Genomic DNA, 16,988 nt, shown 5'->3' on the forward strand with positions numbered 1-16,988 from the left:
TAGCGAAAGTGCTCCTTTGCAGTGATAAAAACTGCCCATAATAAAAAATATGAGGGGAAATGAAGATTCATGATGAGAGATTACTTTATTAGTCAGAATGCGATAACTAAGGTAGAATGCCCTATTCATTATATGGTTGATTGATACTTTATTCCCATCTGGGTCAAGGCAATACCATATAAAGGTATACTCATATTACCTCTAGCGGCTTTAAGTCTTGCCCCCTGAGGTGATTGGGTTTAGAACATATGCTAATTGATTAGCAAGTTAACAATCAGCCAGGGATGAGCCTTAATAGGTGCTTGAAAGCTGAGTGAGGTTACCTTGACCGCGTTACAAAAAGCCGTTGAGTTATTAATTGAAAGAATTCAACAACAATCCAGCGAAAAAACTCAACGATTCTCAGTGAAGTTGGATCTTCCTGCCAACACTGATTTGATTGACTGGATGGAATCCCAACCATTATTTCCCAAATTCTATTGGCAGTCTCGTGATAGCCGAGAAGAAGTAGTTGCGCTTGGTCAGATCAAAACATTTACCGACCCCAAGGCTGCGGAAAAAATTCTTGCTGATGATCAGAGGGTGTGGGGTGGACGTTCGTTTGATGGCCGCTCTGTTCGCAACCAACGGTGTTTATCTTCCTTTTTTTTCTTGCCTGTGGTTGAAATTATCCGCCTTGATGGCGCTTGGCAACTGGCTGCGAATACTTCCCCGGAAAATACCGATAAAGTTGTAAAGTCGTTATCACAGTTATCTGCAAATGCGACTGAAGTACTTGAAATCAAGAGTAAGATTATAGGCCGCACCTACTTGCCTGATTTTGCTGGTTGGTCAAAGATGATTGCTAATGCATTGGACGCGATTTCTCAGAAAGAGTTTGAAAAGGTGGTATTGGCGCGTAAAACGACGCTAAAGCTTGATACACCAGTCTCCCCCGCGCAATTATTGAAAGCAAGCCGTAGTAACAACCATAATAGCTTTCACTTTATGATGGCGTTAGATACAAAGCATTGCTTTGTTGGATCGACCCCAGAGCGCTTATTCTTACGCCAAGAACGTGACTTGCATACTGAAGCGCTAGCAGGAACGATTGGTCGCGGCATTAATGAAACAGAAGATAATCGCTTGGCGCAATGGTTGCTCGATGACAACAAGAACCGTTATGAAAACCGCTTGGTTGTTGATGATATCGTGAACCGTCTAGTGCCTTGTTGTGAGTCGATGACGGTTGCCGAAGACCCAGTATTAGTGCGGTTACGCAAAGTGCAGCACCTTAAACGTGGTATTGGTGCACAGTTAACCGATTCTGTTTACAGCTCCGATTTACTCGATAACCTTCAGCCTACAGCGGCAATTGCAGGTTTACCCCGTGACCCGGCATTGAATTTTATTACAGAACATGAACCTTTTGCTCGTGGTTGGTATAGCGGTGCGGTAGGTTTTTTGAGTAATCACCGCAGTGAGTTTTGTGTCGCGATTCGTAGTGCTCTTATTATGGGTGAAGATCTGCATTTATTTGCTGGAGCCGGCATTGTGCCGGGTTCAACGGCCGATAGTGAATGGAAAGAGCTGGATCGCAAAACGTCAACGCTGTGTAGCCTGCTGGGCAACGATGAGCCAGAATTGGAGCGTCAATCTGCATGACTTTACCTAAGAACCACCGTGCCGCGTTAAATCAGCTTTGGGCTGGCTTAATGCTTGAGGAATTAGCTCGGTTGGGTGTGAAACATGTTTGTATTGCACCCGGTTCTCGTTCAACGCCACTAACACTGGCAGCTGATGACAACGACAAACTCACTATTCATACGCATTTTGATGAGCGAGGCTTGGGCTTTCTAGCGCTAGGCTTGGCGAAATCAACCCAAGAGCCAGTCGCGGTTGTGGTGACGTCAGGTACCGCTGTTGCCAACCTTTTACCAGCCGTGGCAGAAAGCGGTTTAACGGGTGAAAAGCTTGTTTTACTGACATCAGATAGACCACTTGAACTTATTCAATGTGGTGCCAATCAAGCCATTCGTCAGCATGGAATTTTCTCTACCCATGTGACAGAGTTTCTCGATATCCCTTCTCCAACAACGGAAATATCACCAAGCTGGTTGTTGGCCAGTATTGATGCGGCGATGTACCAGCAGCATACGCGTGGTGGATCGGTGCACTTTAATTGCCGTTACCCGGAACCGCTTTATGGGGATGAAGTCGATTTTTCATCGTATTTAACACCAGTATCACGCTGGCAGAATAGCGCTCAGGTTTATACCGAATATCAGGATGCAAGAACACAAGCGCTGCAGGTGAATGAAGCTCAATGCCGTTCATTTTTTAACGCGAAAGGTGTGATTGTTGTTGGTCGTCTTGCACCTGCTGAGCTTATTGATGTTCAGGTATTGGCGAAGCGATTGGGTTGGCCTGTTTTTGTTGATCCGCAAGCGGGTGGAAGTAGTGAGTGGGCAGGTTATGATGTCTGGCTCCAAAATGCGGCCTGTCGTGAACAATTAGAGCAAGCAGAAGTATTACTGCAGTTTGGTGGCCGTTTAGTATCGAAGCGACTAGCTCTGTTCATTGCCAACCATACATGGCAGCATTATTGGCTGGTCGATCCACAATCAACACCGCTTGACCCTAGCCAAAGCTGCAGTAGGCAGATCCAAGCGCCTATCAATGACTACGCTCAATGTTTATCGGTTGTGCTTGAATCTCAATCTGGTGGTGTGCCGGAAAGTACAGTACATCATGGCTGGGCAGATAACCTAAAAGCGGTATCATCGTACTATTTAAATCAGCTTAAACAGTCACACTCTGTGCTGAATGAGATGAGTCTAGCCGCCTATATGATGGATTGGCTTCCTGAGAGCACTGAACTGTTTTTAGGTAACAGCTTGATTGTTCGCCTGCTGGATATGTGCGGCAAAGTCCCTCAATCTGCAACATTTGCCAACCGGGGCGCTTCGGGGATCGATGGGCTAATTGCGACGGCATTAGGTGTGCAAGTTGGACGAAATGCTCCCTTATTTTGTGTGTTAGGGGATACATCATTACTTTATGATTTGAATTCGCTGGCTTTATTACGACAAGCGACACAGCCTGTCGTGATCATCGTGACAAATAACGATGGCGGCGCAATTTTTGACTTATTGCCAGTCCCTGAAGCGCAGAAAGAAAGCCTCTATCGTATGCCTCATGGCCTTGAGTTTAGTCATGCCGCTGCGATGTTTGGTTTAGACTACCATTCCCCTACGACGTTGGCAGAGGCCGAGCTGGTGTGCCGTGAAGGATTGACAACAATGGGGGCGACTCTCATTGAAATACAAACGCCTGCGGGTGAGAGTGGCCGATTACTGAAGGCATTATTTGCCGAGGTACAACATGCTTCTTTACTCTGAAACGTTTGGCTTTCGCGCCTCGCTTAAACAATCTCATCGTAAATCTTGTTCGAATGAACGGCCAACGCTGGTTTTCCTGCATGGGTTACTCGGAACCGGACGAGATTGGTGCGACGTTATTAACTTGTTATCCCCCGACTTTCCTTGTTTAACCATCGACTTACCAAGTCATGGTTATAGCCAGTTACTCAATGCTAAGAGTTTTGACGACGTTAGCTTGTGGCTGCAGCAAACCTTAGTGCACCGTGGTATTACAGATTATGTGCTGGTGGGGTATTCGCTTGGGGCAAGGCTCGCGATGTACTATGCCTGCCAACAACACGCAGTTCAGCCTTCACCTGCCTCAACGCCACAGCCAATATTACGTGGCTTAGTGCTTGAAGGGGGAAACTTTGGTTTACCTGAAAGTGAACGTGAGAAGCGTTGGGAAAATGATAAAGCGTGGGCTAATCGTTTTGCAAGCGAGCCGATTGGTGATGTTTTAGCTGATTGGTATCAACAACCGGTATTTTCATCGTTAAATCATGACCAAAGACAAAGTTTGATACAAAAGCGCAGTGATAATCTTAGCGGTGCTATAGCACATATGTTACAGGCTACATCACTGGCACACCAACCGATGTTACAGGCACAACTTGCTGATTTGATAGTGCCTATTCATTATGTGTGCGGAGCAAAAGACGAGAAATTCAAATGCCTTGCTGAACAATCAGGATTAGATTACTCCGTTATTCCTGAAGCGGGGCATAACGTACATGCTGAGCAACCGTATGGGTTCTTCATGGCGACGAAACAGTATTTATTACAGAATCTGATTGACTCAGAATACATTTATTAAAGCACACTCTTTTTTGGAACATACCTAGGAAAGAGCCTGCAGATGGAATTTTATTATGCGTAGCGCAAAACTCTTCCAATACCAACTTCCAATGGACTCAGGCGTTATCTTGCGCTCTCAGCGTTTAGTAACCCGCGAAGGGTGGGTCATTGAGCTAACAGAAGATGGCCTGACTGGCTACGGTGAAATTGCTCCACTACCAGAATTTAGCGAAGAAACAGCTGAGCAGGCGGGTGAGCAAGCTCAAGCATTATTAGCCAAGTGGCAAGCGGGCGAACCGATTGATTTGTCACTTGCTTACCCTTCTGTTGCCTGCGGGTTAAGTATGGCAATGCTGGAACTAGCGGATGAATTACCTGTACAAGGTAACTACCAAGTTGCGCCACTGTGTTCTGGTGATCCTGATGATCTCGTGGTTGAGCTTAGTAAGATGCCAGGCGACAAAATTGCCAAGATCAAAGTCGGCATGTATGAAGCCGTACGTGATGGTATGGTCGCGAACATGTTCATCGAAGCCATTCCAGACATCCGCTTGCGTTTAGATGCAAACCGAAAGTGGACGCCAGTAAAAGCCCAACAGTTTGCTAAGTACGTACAGCCGCAAAACCGAGCGGGTATTGCTTTTCTGGAAGAGCCGTGTCAAACACCTGCTGAAAGCTTGGCGTTTGCTCAAGATACGGGGATCAATATCGCGTGGGATGAAACCGTACGTGATGAAGGTTTTGAAGTTAAAGCTGAACCTGGTGTGGTGGCGATTGTCATTAAGCCAATGCTGGTGGGCTCAATTGAGCGTTGTATTACCTTGGTTAAACAAGCGCATAATGCAGGTTTAGTTGCGGTGATCAGTTCAAGCATGGAGTCTAGCTTGGGCTTAAATCAGCTTGCTCGTTTTGCGGCTTGGCAAACACCTGAAGTGATCCCTGGCCTTGATACCATGCAGCTTTTCCAAGCTCAACTTGAAACGCCATGGCCCGGCTGTGAACTGCCTGTTACGTCGCTTAGCGATCTTGAGGTAGTATGGCAGCGTTAACGCCTGCCTCGTTCCCAACTTGGCCTTGGCTACATTGGGCTGCAGAGCGACCGTCGGAGGTCGCTTTGTCATTTGAGGAACAGCAATTTAGTTGGGCTGAACTAGCTGCCAATGTTGACAGTTATGCTCAAGGCTTATTGGAGCAGGGGGTAAAGCGTGATCAGTTAATTACTGTTATCGCCCCTAACTCACCGCAAGTCGTTTGGTTAATGCTTGCGACATTGAGAGTCGGTGCGCGTTTTGTTGCTTTAAACCCACGCTTAAGTCAATTTGAGTTAGATGCTCAGCTCGAACAGCTTCAATGTGATTTCGTTTGGTATCCGGCTAAATGCGAACACCATTTCTCGGGTTATTCGCGAATCCAATTATTGCCCGCAGATAAGCCTCGGGTTGTACCTGTTACTTGGCAGCCTTCGCGTGCTGCTACATTAACGATGACGTCAGGCTCGACAGGTACTCCGAAAGCGGTTGTTCATTCGGCTCAAACCCATTTAGCGAGTGCTCAAGGCTTGCTTGCTTGGTTGCCATATGAAAGCGGCGATAATTGGCTCTTATCCTTGCCTGTCTTTCATATCTCAGGAATGGCAATTTTGTGGCGGTGGTTATACCGGGGCGCACAGTTAACCGTATGTAGTGCTGCTGGGTTTGATCGGGCGTTAGCCACTGTGACTCACGCATCCCTTGTACCTACGCAATTGCAACGCGTGCTGGCGTTAGAGTCGGCGGGCGGTTTTGCATTAAAACAGGTACTTTTAGGTGGCGCAGCTATCCCTGTTAGTTTAACGAAATTGGCGGCAGACGCTGGTATTAGTTGTTGGTGTGGTTATGGGATGACAGAAATGGCATCAACAGTAACCGTCAAGCCAGCCGATGCAAGCGCAGGGGTTGGGGCGATATTGCCGAACCGTGAACTCATGCTCAGGGATGATGAGATCTTGGTGAAAGGGGCGACATTATGCCTAGGGTATTACCGTAATAAAATGGTATTCCCAGTGAGTGACGAAGAATGGTTTGCGACGAAAGATCTCGCGCACTTAAAAGATGATGAGCTACATATTGTTGGCCGTGCAGATAATATGTTTATCTCTGGTGGTGAGAATATTCAGCCAGAAATGATTGAAAAGGTGCTGGCAGCTCATCCGATGGTTGAACAAGCATTTGTTTTACCTGTTGATGATAGTGAGTTTGGCCAGCGGCCTGTCGCGATTATCACAGCAACCGTTGACCTTGATGAAGAACTCAATCGTAATCTTACTGATTACATGCGCACGCAAGTCACCGCTTTTCGTCGACCTATTCGATACCTGACATTGCCGACATCGCTACAGGCGGGCGGTATTAAGGTTTCACGTAAGTCGCTAGCCGAGTGGTTAGCCGCTCAATAATCTCGTCTTATTTAAGCCAACAGTATACAAAAAAGCGGAAGGGTTACCTTCCGCTTTTTTTTATGGGTTATCGCGACGAAGGCGCAGTACTTCTTCTCGCAACATTACGCTGTTTGCTTGTGTGGACTCAATTGGGTTACCAACAACAATATTGACCTTTGACCAGAATCGCTTAGGTATCTTAAGTAAAGCCCGACCGCCTTCGCGGCTGAAATAGCTTCCCCATAAGCCTTGTAAGGCAATGGGTACTACAGGTACTGGAGAGCGTTTAATGATCAGGTCAATGCCTCGCATAAAGGGGGCTATATCACCATCAGAGGTGAGCTGTCCTTCAGGGAATACACACACCACATCCCCTTCTTTTAGGTGTTTGCTGACATCGACAAATGCCTTCATGACCGATTTTCTATCTGTCGCATCAATCGGGATCACCTTGCATGCTTTACAAAAGCTTTTGATTATCGGCAAATTATAAATATCACGATCCATTAAAAAACGGATCGGTCGAGGACAGGCACCGGCCAGCAATAGTGCATCCATATAGCTAACATGGTTCGAGACGATGAGCACGCCGCCTTCTGAGGGAATGTTTGCTAGGTCTTTATGTTTTACGCGGTACATCGTATGGCTGACAATCCACACCCAGAACCGCCAAAAGAAATCAGGTGCTTGTATGTAGATGTATAGCACTACCAAGACGTTTAGCGCTGATAAAATCATAAAAAACTGTGGAATGGAAAATTCAAACACTGATAGCACGACAATGGCGCTAATGGCGCTGGCCACCATAAAAATGGCGTTCCAGATATTATTAGCAGCAATAACCTGAGCGCGTTCGTTCTCTTTGGCTCGGTGTTGCATCATGGCATAGAGTGGAACAATGAAAATCCCGCCAGAGACTCCAAGCAATGTTAATGAGATAAAGACACTAATTAACTCTGGGTGGGTGACAAACTCAACAATTGAATGCGTTTCAGGGATTGCATCAGGTGTAGCAAACATTAGCCCAGCACCAAAAATGGAGATCCCTATGCTACCCAATGGCACAATGCCTGGCTCAATACGGTGACCCGATAATCGGTCACATAAAAGTGAGCCAATCGCTATCCCTATAGAGAATAGGGTTAACAAGAAAGAAACAGCCGCCGCACTGCCTCCTAGGTGTAATTTGGCGAAGTTTGGAAATTGAGTCAGATAGCATGCACCAAGAAACCAAAACCAACTGATGCCCATAATGCACTGAAAAATAGTTTTATCTTTACGGGCAATGCCGAGGGTAATGCGAGTTTGTTTTATTGGCTGCCATTTGAATTGAATATCAGGGTTACTGGGCTTGGCTTCAGGGATCCAACGGGCACAGAGATAACCGATGACAGCAAAGGTAACTACCGACATGGCGGCGATGTACTTAGCGTTATCCATGTTAGCAATAATACCCGCCAATAAGGTACCGATCAAAATCGCGAGGAACGTTCCTGTTTCAACCAGCGCATTGCCTGAAACTAGCTCACTTTTGCGTAGATGCTGTGGCAGTAAGGCGTATTTTGCAGGGCCAAAAAATGCAGATTGTGTTCCCATTAAAAACAGCAATATCAGAAGAGCGGTATAACTTTCATTAATAAACGCGATGGCAGCCAGACACATTATGACGATCTCTGCCAACTTAACGATGCGCATAATTAACGCTTTATCGTATTTATCTGACAGTACCCCAGCAGAAGCAGAGAACAGGAAGAAAGGCAGAATAAAAAGCCCTGCAGCCAGGTTGATAATCAGATCGCTGTCTAAAGGCAAAGTGCCGGGCGCCGCAAACGCTATAAGAATGAGTAAAACATTCTTATAGACATTGTCGTTGAAAGCCCCAAAAGCTTGCGTTAGAAAATAAGGTAAAAAACGCTGCTTAGTAAGCAGCTTTGATTGAGTGGATCCTGACATGCTTAACTCCGTTTAAGCTTTCCAGGCATTAATATAAGTGCTGAGTAAATTATCGATTAACGCTTTGCCGTTAACAGGGCTCGAAGTAAAGAGCTTGTCATCAACCGTTAGCAAAGTAATACCATGAACGCCAGACCATATCACACGGCTTGCTTCGAGCGTTTCTTCTTCTGTTAATTGGGTATTAATTTCACGGATCAGGGTTTCAAGCATGCCTGTCATGTTATTGATTCGATCGGATTGCCATTCTGGCAAATCTTCACCGTTCATGGTGTGTTGGAAGATCAACTGCCAGCGGTACGGGTTTTGCGAAGCAAAATCAAGGTAACAATAAGCTAGTTTCTTTAATGCATCTTCTGCTGATGTTGCCTCATTCATTTGAGTTTCAGCTTCAGCAAACAGCTCGTCTAATGTTTGGGCGACAGCATGCAATAGAAGCAAATTGTAGTTGCCAAACACATTGACTAATGTACTTGGTACATAGCCAATCATTGCCGCAACTTTTCGTAAGCTCAGTTCATGATGAGGGTGCTCAGCGAGAAAGTTTTTGACTTGCTCCAGTGTCATACTTACCAACTCTTCGCGAGTGTGGTCATTTCGTCTTGCCATCGAATTTTACTCTTAATCGAATAATTCTTATTTTGTTAGCTGTAATTGTAATAGGAATAGCCACTAAAAGAACAGTGCAAAATAAGTTTAGTACTCCCTAACAGGTGATTTGTCAGCGAAGCTATAGAACATTGTTCGATACTTTAGTGTTTACTAAGTAATAAGATCAAGTTTTGATACTGATTAACCACAAATTACGGCTGTTTTCTTTAGTAGATGTGATTTTTATCATCTCTCCTAAGTAGCAGCGAGTAAGAACTGTACGTTAATCAGCTTTTTACGAACGATTTTTTACTGCGATTATGCTCGGCGAGATTCTCTATTTTTGATCGAGACTTGCTCGTTTAACGTCCAAAAGTCGACGAGTACGCCAATCAAGAAAAAACCAAAAGTACAGAGGTATAAAATACCCGTTAACCATTTGCCCATGTACATGCGATGAACACCGAACACCCCTAGGAAAGTGAGCAGTAACCAAGAGACGGTATAGTCAGTTTCTCCGCCAGTAAAGCGTAAATCGGCCTCGCGATCCATTGACGGGATCAGGAATAAATCGATTAGCCAGCCGATACCAAAAAGCCCCAGAGTAAAAAACCAAATTGTACCAGTTACGGGTTTGCCGTAGTAGAAGCGGTGGGCTCCAGTGAATCCAAAAATCCATAATAAGTAGCCGATTAGCTTACTGTGTGTATCGTTCATGATATTCCTATTATTTGGCATCCTAGTCGAATGCAACATCTAGTTTAGCCGCCCATGTAATAATAACTAGCTTTAAAACGAAGATTTAGAAAAACACAAAACTGAAAAGTTCAAACTAATTTGCACTGACTCATAGAGCGACTTCAAGCCCGTTATTCGCGTTGTTTCGTTATTTTAATGTAAGTTTTGTTGCTGCTACATTCATCATTGATAATTGTTAGTAACAATTTGCTTTGATGGTTTAGTTGACATTCAGGTATAGCGGTTTAGGATGCTGATTCCTATTTTAGGCAAAGGTACTGATTTTTATGAAACGCTTCTTCACTATATTTGCCTTGATTTTGACGGTGTCTTTTGCAGCGCCGCAAGTTGAGGCAAAGAAATTTGGCGGCGGTAAGTCGTTTGGCAAAAGCTTCAAAACGGCACCAGTTAAAAGACAACAGCCACAGCAAACAAATACAGTAAACCAACAAAAACCAGCTGCTAATCAAGCAGCCCAATCAAGCAAAAAAGGCTTAATGGGTGGTTTAATGGGTGGTCTTCTTGCGGGTGGTCTTCTTGCTGCATTCTTTGGTGGAGCGTTTGAGGGTATCCAATTTATGGATATTCTAATCTTCGGCTTGATTGCTTTTGTTATCTTTAAGCTATTTAAGACAATGCGTGGGGCTAAAGCGACGCCAATGGGGCATCGTGAGGCATATGCAGGTAACTCCCAGCAGAAGCAGCAGGCTCAGCACCGTCAACAAGCACAAGGCATGAACAGCGGTTCTGCTCAGCAGCAAGAAACATATGCTTCTACAGACAGCGATGTGCCGTTTAACCTGCCTCCTGGTTTTAACATGAACGCGTTTTTGAACGGTTCACGTGAGCATTACCGTAAGGTTCAAGGCGCATGGAATCACAATGAATTGGAAACAATCCGTGAATATGTAAGCCCAGCCTTGTTTAATGACTTAGAGGCCGAGCGCGGCAAGCTAGAGGGTGAGCAGCATACGGAAGTAATGTATGTTGATGCTGAACTGGTTCGTGCAGATCACGATGCGAACACTGCTCAATTAAGCATTAAGTTCTCTGGTCGTTATAAAGATGGTGCCGAAGGTGTCGAAGAAGACATCACAGATGTATGGCACTTAGAGCGTAATTTACGCGCGCAAAATGCACCATGGTTGATTGTTGGCATTCAAGCTTAATATTTGAACAATAAGCAACTTTTGTGAAAAACCGTCCATCGTGGCGGTTTTTTTATATCAAAAATTTGATCTGGCTCTCGCGCTGAATAGACAGGATATGATCTCGTCACCTAGTTTTCTTTGTGTGAACCGCTAATATTAATACCAAGCTGAATAATTTGAGAGGAAAAAAATGCCATACAATTTAGAGTTGGTTCACGAGATGAACCTATTGGTAAAATTCCCTATGCACAGTGATTTAGAAGGGATCAAAGTACGCAGCGACGCAGCACCAGACATGGTTTCAGCCGCAGAACGTTTATATGCGAAGGGGCTAGTAACAAGTGCTGACGGTGGTTACCTTACCCATTCTGGTCACCAAGCGGTTGAGCACGCTAAATCGGTATTACGCATTCTAACGGGTAAAGTTAACGTATAGTCTCACCTCGTTTCTAATAAACGCGGATAAGTATTTAATAAAGCATGGCTTAGGTCATGCTTTCTAGTTCTGTAATATTGTTAATGGCTTGCTGTGAGGTTGCTCCGCACAGAGATGCACATGCTTTAAATTGGTGACATACCGGTGGCCGTTCTGGCTGGCCGAAAATCTTACATAGGTTATCTTCATTGAGCTGAATACAGCGCACGCCTGCAGGCTTGCCCTTAGGCATTCCTGGAATTGGGGAAGAGATACTTGGGGCGATACAACAAGCGCCACAACCTAATCGACAATCCATAACTCACCTACAATTATTAAAAATGGTTGCGAAACTTACCACTGTCATCGCAACGGATCAAAAACTATTCACGTTTAGCTTATTTTCAGTGTGTAAATAATAATGACTCTTATTCATTCGTTAGTTTTAGTCGTAATGGCAGAATAGCTTGCACTTTGAAGACTAGACGGCTATAAATCCGCCTCCGAGGTGATATCAACCCAGTATCTGGGGTGGTGAGGATAAACAGAAGGCAGAGTGATGACACACTATTGGCAACAAAAAGATTTACAGGAAATGACCGATCAAGAGTGGGAGGCACTTTGCGATGGCTGTGGCAAATGCTGCTTACATAAGCTGATCGATGATGATACCGATGAAATCTACTACACCAATGTTGCTTGTAGTTTGCTCGATAACAATACGTGTTCTTGTAAAGATTATCCTAACCGCTTTGAATCGGGTGAAGAGTGTTTAAAGTTGACGCGTGACCGCATTGACGAATTCGTATGGTTGCCTGAAACCTGCGCTTACCGCTTGCTTGCGGAAGGTAAAGATATCCCTGAGTGGCACCCGCTACTCACCGGCTCAAAAGACGCCATGCATAAAGCCGGTGAATCCGTTCGCGATAAAATCGTTTATGAGATTGAAGTGATCGATTGGGAAGACCACATTTTGAATCATCCTAACCGCAAATAGTTGGCTGTTAGAGCCACCTATTTATGCGTTATTTAATCTCCGCCGAGAAATGGTTATAGTTTGACTGAATGCAGTCGATTTATAGCCATTTTTTTGTAGAAAAAACGGGAGTTTCACACTCTCAATACTTGCCTAAAATCCAGTTCATGGTAATTTCACTGCACAATTTTTTTTTGGAAAATGATCATGCCAAAGGCAAGTGAGATTAAAAAGTTTGCAGCTATCGAGCATAACGGTAAAGTATTTCTTGTTAAAGAAATTAAAAAGCTAACGCCGAGTGGCCGTGCTGGCGCTAGCCTATACAGAATGCGTCTTTACGATGTAGCAACAGGTACGAAAGCTGACGAAAGCTTTAAAGCTGATGAGATGCTTACGCTAGCAGATTTCCGTCGTCATCAAGTGACTTTCTCATACATTGATGGTGAAGAGTATGTCTTCATGGACAATGAAGATTACACGCCTTATAACTTCAATAAAGCGTCTATTGCAGAAGAGCTACTTTTCATCACCGAAGAGACTGAAGGCCTTCAAGTACTGACTGTTGACGAGTCTCCTGTGGCTATCGAATTACCAGCAACGGTTGAACTTGTGATTGTTGAAACAGATCCTTCTATCAAAGGGGCTTCGGCGAGTGCTCGTACTAAGCCTGCGATTCTTTCTACTGGTTTGTCTGTTCAGGTACCTGAATATATTGCAAATGGTGAAAAGATTAAGATCAACACCTCTGAAAATAAATTCATGAGTCGTGCTGATTCTAAGTAATCAAACATAGCAAATGATAATGGCGTTCGTAGAGGGGGTTATATTTACACCTTATATGGCGCCATTTTTAGTTTAATGTTAGGTAGAGGGGATAAGTATGACTTATGACGAGTACAATGCGTTCTGCCGTGCATTACCTGCTACAACGTATGTGATGCAATGGAACAATTCCCATGTTTGGAAAGTGGGTGGTAAAGTTTTCGCTATTGGTGGCTGGGGAAACAATAGTCGTCCGGCCTTTACCTTTAAAGTATCTGATCTTAATTACGTTTTTTTAAGTGATCATAGTGGCTATAAACCAGCACCTTATTTTGCCTCTCGCGGAATGAAGTGGATACAACATTACGAAAGCTCGCAAGAAACAGATGAAGCGTTAATGTATTACCTCCGAGAGTCCCATAGGATTGTCTCGCTAGGGCTGACCAAAAAAAGACAAAAAGAGCTGGGGCTAAACCAAATATAAAAAGCACGGTACAAGAATAAAGACCATCACAGTGACTTTAAATAAAACAGCCATAACGAATGGTTAAGGTGTAAAGGTATCACATGTTTTTGGATCGCCAGGTTCAAATCCTTTTTTAAACCACAGCACCCGCTGGGCAGAGGAGCCATGAGTAAAGGCTTCAGGTTGAACCGCACGCCCCGCCATTTCTTGTAAGCGGTCATCACCAACGGAACTTGCCGCTTGGATACCTTCCTCAATATCACCCGCTTCGAGTAGTTGCATCTCTTGATTAACGTAATACCCCCAAATGCCTGCATAGCAATCTGCCTGTAACTCTAATTTAATACTGAGTTGATTTGATTCAGCTTCATTGGATTGCTGTTGAAGTCGTCGTACTTGCGTACTGGTACCCAATATATTTTGAACGTGATGACCCACTTCATGTGCGATGACATAAGCAAAAGCAAAATCCCCTGACGCACCTAAATGTTGTAGCTCGTTCATGAAGCTTAAGTCGAGGTAGATCTTACTGTCAGCGGGGCAGTAAAAAGGCCCAGATTGTGCTTGGCCTGTGCCGCAACCTGTGGCGGTTACATCTTGATATAAGACCAGTGTGGGTTCCGGGTATGGTCTATCTAGCAGTTCTCCCCATACCGTTTCAGTTGTCGCTAAAATTGCAGCAACGAATTGTGCATTTTCATCTTCCGCTGGTGATGCTGTTGAGCGGGTTTGAGTTGGGGTATTTTGCAGACCAACAAGCGTACCGCCTGAAAAATATTGGAAAGCAACGTATAGGCCACCAATGACAAGAATGATTTTGCCTAGTTTGGTTTTAAGCAACAAAGGCAAAAAGCGAATAAGACCAGCAAGGGCTGTGCTGCTTTGAACTGGACGTTGCCCACGGCGATCATCAATGTTGCTGCTTCTACGAGTATTTTTCCAGCGCATGGTGAACTCTGTACTTGATATTTGGGTTTATCAAGTTTGGTGCAAATCCATGGTTCTTGCCTGCCGATATGGCCTTGGGGTATTGATGACGTAGATAGGCAAACCATTGTTTAGTACGGTTTGGATAACACTGGCCTTTATCGCCTGTGATCTCATACTCGGAATATCGAAGCAGTAATTGAAGTATTTCTTCAGACAAAGTCATTGGTGCCGCAGTCCTTCTAATTTTGTAGCCGTTGCTTCCAGATATGATTTTTCTCATCAAGGGTCATTATATCGTTCAATCATTAAAGGACATATATCAAAACCACTTGATGTTAGGTGGTTAAATCCCCTTAAAAGCAAAGGCTTAAAGTTAATCGTTGAAGGAGGGGCGTGTACTGCCGCATTTGTACCTTCAAGTGTTACTTGAAATTTTGTTTTTAATAAAGCGTAAGTAGAGGGTCGTGAATTGATTGAAGGGAAGTTATGTTGTCCCTTGAGCAACTATCGTACTCAAGAGACTAGTTATTGGTATGATTTCATCAAAAAGAGAATAGCACTTATACTGATTCTAACCATTGATATTTAGGTTTAGTTAATTAGGCCAAATGCTTTTGGAAGAAATAGACTAATCGACGGAATGAATGTAATGAGGAGTAGACTGACCATTAATACGGCACAGAAAGGCAATATTGATTTAATAACATTCTCAATTTTTGCACCACTTACACTACACCCGACAAATAATGCAGTACCAACAGGAGGTGTAGCAATACCTATACAAAGATTGAATATAATCATCATTGCAAAATGAAGAGGATCCATACCAATTTCCATGGCAATTGGCATAAATATTGGTGTAAATATTAACAATGCTGGAGTGAGATCCATAAACATGCCAACAATCAATAAAATGATATTCATTAATATCAAAATGATAATTGGATTATCAGAGATTGAAAGCATCCAAGTGCTAATGGTGTCGGGTAAGCCTGTGAAGGCCATTGCCCAAGACATGATTGTCGACGCTCCTATCAAAAAGAGCATAATTCCTGTTATTTCAGTCGATTCGACTAAGATGGTTTTTAACGTGCTAAAGTTTATTGTTCGGTAACATAAGGACAAGACGAACGAGTAAATGACAGCAATACATGCACCTTCTGTTGCAGTAAATACACCACCAATAATACCGCCTATCACAACAAAAATTAAACCAATACTTGGTAATGCTTGCCAAATCGTGACTAACACTTCGTTAATTGATGGCCTTTGAACTCCGTTACGACCATAGCCTTTTTTTCGTGCTACTAGGTGAACAACGAGCATACAGCTAAGGCCCATTAATATACCAGGCAAATAACCAGCAACGAATAGAGCGGCAACCGATGTACCACCACTAACGACAGAAAAAACGATTAATGAGTTACTTGGTGGTATTAATAAACCTGATGGGCAAGATGCTACATTTACGGCTGTTGAAAACGATTTATCATAACCATCTTTCTTCATTTCAGGGGACAGTGTTTTACCCACAGCAGCAGCTGCTGCAACTGCTGATCCAGAAACAGCTCCAAACATCATGTTGGATAAAATGTTCACATGCGCTAAAGAGCCAGGTAGGCGTCCAACGAGTAGTTTGGAGAAGTTTATTAACCTGATTGCTATTCCACCTCTATTCATGATGTTACCAGCAAGAATAAAAAATGGAATGGCTAATAAACTAAAACTATCTATACCAGTAACCATTTTTTGTCCCGCAGTCATTACAGCGACATCGAACGGTAAAATTGTAAACATAATAATTAATGATGATAAGGCAATAGCAATAGCAATAGGAATACTAAATGCTATCATAGTCATAAATAAAACTAATAACCAAAAACCTACGGAAATATCCATATTTTACTCCTCCTTAAGTGTTGTTTCATAAATATGGTCAATTATATTTATAATTATATATATAGCAGATATAACAGCCGAGATTGGCAAGATGGTATATACATATCCCATCGGTATTTGTAATGCTGGCGATAATTGCTGTAGAGTTCGACCGATAAGCATAATCCCACCTTTAAACATAGCCATATAAATAAAACTCAACATGAGGATGTTTATTAATGTTTGAAGGAATAGCTTAGCTTTTTTTGGTAATGCATCTTGAAGTAAGGTAATTGAAAGATGCCCTTTCTTGCCAAATAAATATGTAGCCCCTAATAATCCTAACCATATCATCGTAAATCGTGATAACTCATCCGTAAATGAACTAGGGTCATTTAATACATAGCGACTGAAAACTTGCCAACTAACCGTAATAACCAACAATATGAGTGCGAAACTACATGTGAATAAAACGGTGTTATCTAGATACCTTCTGAAATTTTGGATCAAATC

The 16,988-nt window shown here is 43.5% G+C and carries 17 protein-coding genes and 1 pseudogene; 10 read left to right on the forward strand and 8 right to left on the reverse strand.

Features of this window, described 5'->3' with window-relative positions; genetic code table 11:
• The first annotated feature begins 324 nt into the window (after window positions 1-324).
• Genes L4D78_RS19080 through menE form a run of 5 tightly spaced genes read left to right on the forward strand, consistent with a single transcriptional unit; the run spans window position 325 to window position 6,633 of the window.
• On the forward strand, window positions 325-1,644 hold the full coding sequence (locus L4D78_RS19080; RefSeq protein ID WP_428468406.1) for an isochorismate synthase: 1,320 nt from the start codon (window positions 325-327) through the stop codon (window positions 1,642-1,644).
• A complete protein-coding gene (gene menD, locus L4D78_RS19085; protein ID WP_428468407.1) occupies window positions 1,641-3,380 on the forward strand; it encodes a 2-succinyl-5-enolpyruvyl-6-hydroxy-3-cyclohexene-1-carboxylic-acid synthase in 1,740 nt (579 codons plus the stop codon). The genes L4D78_RS19080 and menD overlap by 4 nt, the downstream gene beginning before the upstream one ends.
• Window positions 3,364-4,218, forward strand: coding sequence for a 2-succinyl-6-hydroxy-2,4-cyclohexadiene-1-carboxylate synthase (menH, locus tag L4D78_RS19090; protein ID WP_428468408.1), 855 nt, complete (start codon window positions 3,364-3,366; stop codon window positions 4,216-4,218). Before menD ends, menH begins: the two co-directional genes overlap by 17 nt.
• Window positions 4,219-4,273: 55 nt before the next feature.
• A complete protein-coding gene (gene menC, locus L4D78_RS19095) occupies window positions 4,274-5,248 on the forward strand; it encodes an o-succinylbenzoate synthase (protein ID WP_428468409.1) in 975 nt (324 codons plus the stop codon).
• Window positions 5,236-6,633 (forward strand): o-succinylbenzoate--CoA ligase, encoded by a 1,398-nt coding sequence (gene menE / locus L4D78_RS19100; RefSeq protein WP_428468410.1) that lies wholly within the window; start codon window positions 5,236-5,238, stop codon window positions 6,631-6,633. The genes menC and menE overlap by 13 nt, the downstream gene beginning before the upstream one ends.
• 60 nt (window positions 6,634-6,693) lie before the next feature.
• Here menE and L4D78_RS19105 read toward each other — a convergent pair whose 3' ends face one another.
• The 3 genes from L4D78_RS19105 to L4D78_RS19115 all read right to left on the reverse strand — a co-directional run bounded on the left by L4D78_RS19105 (window position 6,694) and on the right by L4D78_RS19115 (window position 9,876).
• Complete coding sequence (locus L4D78_RS19105; protein WP_428468411.1) at window positions 6,694-8,568, reverse strand: MFS transporter; 1,875 nt, start codon at window positions 8,566-8,568, stop codon at window positions 6,694-6,696.
• A 12-nt stretch (window positions 8,569-8,580) separates the two neighbouring features.
• On the reverse strand, window positions 8,581-9,177 hold the full coding sequence (locus tag L4D78_RS19110; RefSeq protein ID WP_428468412.1) for a TetR/AcrR family transcriptional regulator: 597 nt from the start codon (window positions 9,175-9,177) through the stop codon (window positions 8,581-8,583).
• Window positions 9,178-9,477: 300 nt separating this feature from the next.
• On the reverse strand, window positions 9,478-9,876 hold the full coding sequence (locus L4D78_RS19115; protein ID WP_428468413.1) for an NINE protein: 399 nt from the start codon (window positions 9,874-9,876) through the stop codon (window positions 9,478-9,480).
• Between the two features lie 308 nt (window positions 9,877-10,184).
• Between L4D78_RS19115 and L4D78_RS19120 the strand changes: the two genes are divergently transcribed.
• Window positions 10,185-11,066, forward strand: coding sequence for a Tim44 domain-containing protein (locus L4D78_RS19120; protein ID WP_428458166.1), 882 nt, complete (start codon window positions 10,185-10,187; stop codon window positions 11,064-11,066).
• A gap of 172 nt (window positions 11,067-11,238) precedes the next feature.
• Complete coding sequence (locus tag L4D78_RS19125; RefSeq protein ID WP_428458167.1) at window positions 11,239-11,484, forward strand: TIGR02647 family protein; 246 nt, start codon at window positions 11,239-11,241, stop codon at window positions 11,482-11,484.
• Between the two features lie 49 nt (window positions 11,485-11,533).
• Here L4D78_RS19125 and L4D78_RS19130 read toward each other — a convergent pair whose 3' ends face one another.
• Window positions 11,534-11,782 carry a YkgJ family cysteine cluster protein gene (locus tag L4D78_RS19130; protein ID WP_428468414.1) on the reverse strand — a complete coding sequence of 83 codons (249 nt, stop codon included), beginning with the start codon at window positions 11,780-11,782 and terminating at the stop codon, window positions 11,534-11,536.
• Between the two features lie 240 nt (window positions 11,783-12,022).
• Between L4D78_RS19130 and L4D78_RS19135 the strand changes: the two genes are divergently transcribed.
• The 3 genes from L4D78_RS19135 (at window position 12,023) to L4D78_RS19145 (ending at window position 13,685) form a co-directional block, all read left to right on the forward strand.
• Window positions 12,023-12,460: a YcgN family cysteine cluster protein gene (locus L4D78_RS19135; protein WP_428468415.1), complete on the forward strand. Its 438-nt coding sequence runs from the start codon at window positions 12,023-12,025 to the stop codon at window positions 12,458-12,460.
• Window positions 12,461-12,646: 186 nt separating this feature from the next.
• Window positions 12,647-13,222, forward strand: coding sequence for an elongation factor P-like protein EfpL (gene efpL / locus L4D78_RS19140; RefSeq protein ID WP_428468416.1), 576 nt, complete (start codon window positions 12,647-12,649; stop codon window positions 13,220-13,222).
• Between the two features lie 97 nt (window positions 13,223-13,319).
• On the forward strand, window positions 13,320-13,685 hold the full coding sequence (locus L4D78_RS19145) for an MmcQ/YjbR family DNA-binding protein (protein WP_428468417.1): 366 nt from the start codon (window positions 13,320-13,322) through the stop codon (window positions 13,683-13,685).
• 63 nt (window positions 13,686-13,748) lie between these two features.
• Here L4D78_RS19145 and ypfJ read toward each other — a convergent pair whose 3' ends face one another.
• The 4 genes and pseudogenes from ypfJ to L4D78_RS19165 form a co-directional block, all read right to left on the reverse strand.
• Window positions 13,749-14,615, reverse strand: coding sequence for a KPN_02809 family neutral zinc metallopeptidase (gene ypfJ / locus L4D78_RS19150; protein WP_428468418.1), 867 nt, complete (start codon window positions 14,613-14,615; stop codon window positions 13,749-13,751).
• 70 nt (window positions 14,616-14,685) lie between these two features.
• Window positions 14,686-14,805 (reverse strand): annotated as a pseudogene (locus L4D78_RS19155) (tRNA dihydrouridine(16) synthase DusC); the annotation flags it as partial.
• Window positions 14,806-15,188: 383 nt separating this feature from the next.
• Window positions 15,189-16,496 carry a TRAP transporter large permease gene (locus L4D78_RS19160; protein ID WP_428468419.1) on the reverse strand — a complete coding sequence of 436 codons (1,308 nt, stop codon included), beginning with the start codon at window positions 16,494-16,496 and terminating at the stop codon, window positions 15,189-15,191.
• Window positions 16,497-16,499: 3 nt separating this feature from the next.
• Window positions 16,500-16,985, reverse strand: a complete 486-nt coding sequence (locus tag L4D78_RS19165; RefSeq protein WP_428468463.1) for a TRAP transporter small permease — start codon at window positions 16,983-16,985, stop codon at window positions 16,500-16,502.
• Window positions 16,986-16,988: the final 3 nt, after the last annotated feature.

Origin of the sequence: Photobacterium minamisatsumaniensis (assembly GCF_050336695.1) — a bacterium.
In the GTDB taxonomy this organism is placed as follows: Bacteria; Pseudomonadota; Gammaproteobacteria; order Enterobacterales; family Vibrionaceae; genus Photobacterium; species Photobacterium minamisatsumaniensis.